The sequence below is a fragment of the Mesorhizobium sp. M2A.F.Ca.ET.039.01.1.1 genome, from assembly GCF_003998035.1.
In the GTDB taxonomy this organism is placed as follows: domain Bacteria; phylum Pseudomonadota; class Alphaproteobacteria; order Rhizobiales; family Rhizobiaceae; genus Mesorhizobium.
Genome location: NZ_RZRY01000513.1, coordinates 1 through 4,628, shown reverse-complemented (window position 1 = coordinate 4,628; position 4,628 = coordinate 1). Strand labels below are relative to the sequence as shown.

Below are 4,628 nucleotides of genomic sequence, written 5' to 3'. Positions count from 1 at the left end.
GGACAGATACATCTCGGCGATCACCTCGATGATGCCGGAGCCGCAAATGCCGGTGACGCCGGTCGCCTGCACGCTTTCGGCGAAGCCCGGCTGATCCGACCACAGTTCCGAGCCGATGACGCGGTAGCGCGGCTCCAATGTGACGGGATCGATGCGCACGCGCTCGATGGCGCCGGGCGCGGCGCGCTGCCCGCCGGAGATTTCCGCGCCCTCGAAGGCCGGGCCGGTGGGAGAGGAGGCCGCGACCACGCGCGTACGGTTGCCCAGCACGATCTCGGCGTTGGTGCCGACGTCGACGATCAGCATCATCTCGTCCTGGCGATGCGGGCCTTCCGACAGCGTGACGGCGGCGGCATCGGCGCCGACATGGCCGGCGATGCAAGGCAGCATGTAGAGGCGGGCGCCCTGGTTGAGCTTCAAGCCAATGTCGGAGGCCTTGATGCGCACCGCGCCGGAGACGGCGAGCGCGAAGGGCGCACCGCCGAGTTCGGTCGGATCGATGCCGAGGAAGAGGTGATGCATGATCGGATTGCCGACGAAGACGGAATCCAGAATGTCCGCGCGCTGGACGTTGCCTTCGGCGCAGACCTTGTCGACCAGGCTGGAAATGGCCTCGCGCACGGCAACCGTCATGCCCTCGCGGCCGTCCGGATTCATCATCACATAGGAGACGCGGCTCATCAGATCCTCGCCGAAGCGGATCTGCGGATTGGAGGTGCCGGAGGACGCAGCGACGCGGCCCGACAGCAGCGACACCAGATGCATGGCAATGGTGGTCGAGCCGATGTCGCAGGCAAGGCCGTAGGCCTCGTTCTTCAGGCCCGGCCACAGCGCGATGACGCGTGCGATGTCGCTGTCGGCATCCTTGTGGATGGCGGCCGTCGCGGTCCAGTTGCCCTTGCGCAGGATGCCTTGCACCTGCGGCAGCAGATAGAAATCGAATTCCAGGTTTTTTAAGCCCCAGTCTTTCATCAGGGCGATCTTGAGCCGGTCGAGGTCGCCGAGCGGCTTGTGCATGTCGGGCTCTTCGATCTCGACATAGCACATGCGGATCGCCGTATCGCGGGCGATCACCCTGGTGTCGGCGTCCTTGCGGATGGTCTGGGCGTTGATGACCGTGTCCTGCGGTACATCGATGACGAGGTCGCCGAGAATCTGCGCCGAGCAGGAGAGGCGGCGCCGCTCGGGCAGGCCGCGCACGCGCTCGTAGCGCTCTTCCTTGGCGCCCTTGGGCGAGATGTGGTCGTTGGACGAGATGATCTTGTGCTTGGCGAAATTGCCTTCCTGCACTTCGATCTGGCAGCGCCCGCAGGTGGCGCGGCCGCCGCACACGCTTTCGACATAGACGCCGAGCTGACGCGCCGCATCGAGCACCGGCGTGCCGACCGGGAACCGGCCGCGCTTGCCCGACGGCATGAACAGGACGAGCGGATCGGTGATGTTGGGGGGAGGATTCATGCTGGCACGCGTCTCGATGGCAATTGCCGATGCCGTATAACGGATCGTTCTACTATTGGGCGGAGAGTCCGTTGGTCCAGGGGCCAACCATGTCGGATCTGCTGCTCTCCGCCATCTTCACCGCGTTCACCATGGTGCGCGTGATCAAAGGCTCGTGGCTGCGCAATCCCCAGTACCTCGCCACAGGGATTGTCGGCGCGGCCGTCGGAACCCTGGTGCTGCACGCCTACTGGCCCGCCTATGACGATGATTTCATCGTCGGCGGCGTCACGGGCATCTTCGGGTCGTGGGCGGGCATGGCGTTGTTCGACGCCATAGTGGGTATGGCCTGAACGCAAAGCAGAGCTGTCCGAACGCATCCGCGATGCGATCGGACCAGCGTTGTTTGCGGTGCGGCCCACGATTGCGCGCTTATCCCCTGGCCATGCGGGCTTCGCGGCCGCCGCGGCGGCGGCCGCCGGCGGCAGCGCCTTCACCGGGGGCGGTGACCGCGACCGGAGCGGCAACGGCGTGGCCGCCTTCGGCCGGCTTGTAGTCCTTGTAGGTGCGGATCCAGTTGGTGCAGTTCTCGTCGGTGCCGTTGAGCACATTGGCGCCGCGCACGGCTTCCATTTCCTGCGGACGGACCGGGTTCATGATCGCCGAGGTCATGCCGGCCCCGATCACCATCGGGATGAAGGCGGCGTTGATGCCGTGGCGGTGCGGCAGGCCGAAGGAGATGTTGGAGAGGCCGCAGGTGGTGTTGACCTTGAGCTCTTCGCGGAGCCGCCGGAGCAGCGCGAACACCTGGCGTCCGGCATCGCCCAGCGCCCCGATCGGCATCACCAGCGGGTCGACGACGACGTCATGCGAAGGAATGCCGTGGTCGGCGCAGCGCTCGACGATCTTCTTGGCGACGGCGAAGCGGACATCCGGGTCCATCGAGATGCCGGTCTCGTCATTGGAGATGGCGACGACCGGGACGTTGTATTTCTTGACCAGCGGCAGGATGGCCTCGAGCTTTTCTTCCTCGCCGGTGACGGAGTTGACCAGCGGGCGGCCCTTGGCGACCTTCAGCGCGGCCTCGATCGCTGCGGTGACCGAGGAGTCGATCGACAGCGGCAGATCGACCAGGCCCTGCACGATCTCGAGCGTCTGCACCAGAAGCGCCGGCTCGGTGGCGTTGGGGTCGACGGCGGTGACGCCGGCATTGACGTCGAGCATTGTGGCGCCGCAGGCGGCCTGCTCCAGCGCGTCCTTGATGACGGTCTCGAAGTTGCCGGCCACCATCTCGGCGGCGAGCTTCTTGCGGCCGGTCGGGTTGATGCGTTCGCCGATCACGCAGAAGGGCTGATCGAAGCCGATGACGATTTCTCGGGTCGCCGAGGCGACGATGGTGCGGGTCATGCGATCTCTCCGTCGGGATATAAAGAGTTCTTTATATCGTTATCTGATTTGGTTCAAGTGAATGCGTGCCGGCCGCGCTCTAGACTCTAAGTTGACGTATGTCGTTGCCCCAAAACCGGTTCCCACTTTTGGGCGACATACATCAGTGCGCGGTCTTCACCATGTCGACCTGGGTTTCGGTAATCTCGTCGTGCAGTATGTGGTCGAGCCGCTCGGCGACCAGCTGGTCATCGCGGCGGATCTCGCGCTTCCAGGGCTGGCGGCCTTTCAGCACGCCGGATTCATCGACGATCTCGGCGACATATTCCTCCTGGCGGTAGGCCATCACATGGATGCCGGCGACGCCCGGGATTTCCTTCACCTCGTTGATGATGTCGATGCAGAGCTGCTTGCCTTCTTTCTTCTGATCCTGCGCGCCTTCCAGCCGCTTGATCACCGCGTCAGGGATATGGATGCCAGGCACGTTGGAGCGGATCCATTTCGCCGTCTTGGCGGAAGCGAGCGGCCCGACGCCGCAGAGCAGGAAGAGCTTTTCGGTGTGGCCGAGATCGCGCGCCTTCTGCATGAAGGCTTTGAACATCGGCACGTCGAAACAGTACTGCGTCTGCGCGAATTGCGCCCCGGCGGCGATCTTCTTGCCGAGATGGATCGGGCGGAAGTCGTAAGGCGGCGCGAAGGGATTGACCGCGCAGCCGAGGAAGACTTGCGGCGGCGTCGTCAGCTTGCGGCCGGACAGGAACTTGCCGTTGTCGCGCATGATGCGGATGGTTTCGAGCAGCGACATGGAATCGAGGTCGAAGACAGGCTTGGCGCCGGGCTGGTCGCCGGCCTGCACACCGTCGCCGGTGAGGCACAGCATATTGGCGACGCCCATGGCGGCGCCGCCCAGCACGTCGCCCTGAATGGCGATGCGGTTCTTGTCGCGGCAGGCGATCTGCATGATCGGCGCATAGCCCATGCGGGTAAGCAGCGCGCAGATGCCGACCGAGGACATGTGGCAGTTGGCGCCCGAGGCATCGACCGCGTTGATGGCGTCGACCCAGCCGTCGAAGATCTTGGCGCGGTTGTAGACATCTTCGGGATCGGCGCTGTCGGGCGGGTTGAGTTCGGTCGTCACCGCGAACTCGCCGCGGCGCAGCACGCGCTCCAGCCGGCCGCGCGAGGTGTGGCCGGGCAGGGGATCGAGCGGCAGGTGGATGCCGGCCGGATTCTCGTCGCGCTGGCGGGCGTTCATGCCGAAGCTCCGGGATTCTGGGCCGTTTCACGCGCGGCGGCGGCTTGCGCGGTCACCCGCAGCCAGGCCGAGGTCTCGCGCAGCGACTGATCGACCGGCTTCTGCACGGTCAGGATCTTGTCGCCATGCACCATGTTGCGCGAGCCTTCCCAGGCCTTGACCCAGACGCAAGGCATGTCCGGCTCGACCTCGCAGTTGCCGTTGGCGCGCACGCCGCCGCACGGGCCGTTGCGCAGCTGCTTGGGGCAGTTCATCGGGCACGACATGCCGGTCGACGACAGCACGCACTGGCCGCACATGCGGCAGTCGAACATGAAGCCCTTGACGCGCTTCTCGACGAACTTCACCGGAGCCTCGACGCGCCCATAGCCGATGCCCTTCCACAGAGGATGCAACAACAGGAAAGCGTCGGCGAACCGGCTGTAGAACCATTCGAGCAGGCGCGAATGCCTGATCGACCACAGCCGCACGGCGAAGGTGCGCTGGACGCGCCGCTGCGGCGACACGTCGGCAGGCTTGTAGTCGGATTTCGGCGCTGCCTTCTTGACCA

At 65.3% G+C, this 4,628-nt stretch carries 5 protein-coding genes; 1 reads left to right on the top strand and 4 read right to left on the bottom strand.

Features of this window, described 5'->3' with window-relative positions; genetic code table 11:
* The coding region (locus EOA24_RS28130; RefSeq protein ID WP_127410295.1) for an ASKHA domain-containing protein at positions 1-1,458 on the bottom strand (1,458 nt) is incomplete at its 3' end.
* A gap of 89 nt (positions 1,459-1,547) precedes the next feature.
* Between EOA24_RS28130 and EOA24_RS28125 the strand changes: the two genes are divergently transcribed.
* Positions 1,548-1,790: a hypothetical protein gene (locus EOA24_RS28125; protein ID WP_245467006.1), complete on the top strand. Its 243-nt coding sequence runs from the start codon at positions 1,548-1,550 to the stop codon at positions 1,788-1,790.
* 79 nt (positions 1,791-1,869) lie between these two features.
* Here EOA24_RS28125 and EOA24_RS28120 read toward each other — a convergent pair whose 3' ends face one another.
* The 3 genes from EOA24_RS28120 to EOA24_RS28110 form a co-directional block, all read right to left on the bottom strand.
* Entirely contained in the window at positions 1,870-2,844 is a 975-nt protein-coding gene (locus EOA24_RS28120; RefSeq protein WP_126082173.1) for a methyltetrahydrofolate cobalamin methyltransferase, read from the bottom strand.
* Positions 2,845-2,986: 142 nt separating this feature from the next.
* Positions 2,987-4,078 (bottom strand): methylenetetrahydrofolate reductase, encoded by a 1,092-nt coding sequence (locus tag EOA24_RS28115; protein ID WP_126082174.1) that lies wholly within the window; start codon positions 4,076-4,078, stop codon positions 2,987-2,989.
* Positions 4,075-4,628, bottom strand: a 554-nt coding sequence (locus EOA24_RS28110; RefSeq protein WP_127410294.1) for a methylenetetrahydrofolate reductase C-terminal domain-containing protein, incomplete at its 5' end; no start/stop codon positions are given. The genes EOA24_RS28110 and EOA24_RS28115, both read right to left, overlap by 4 nt.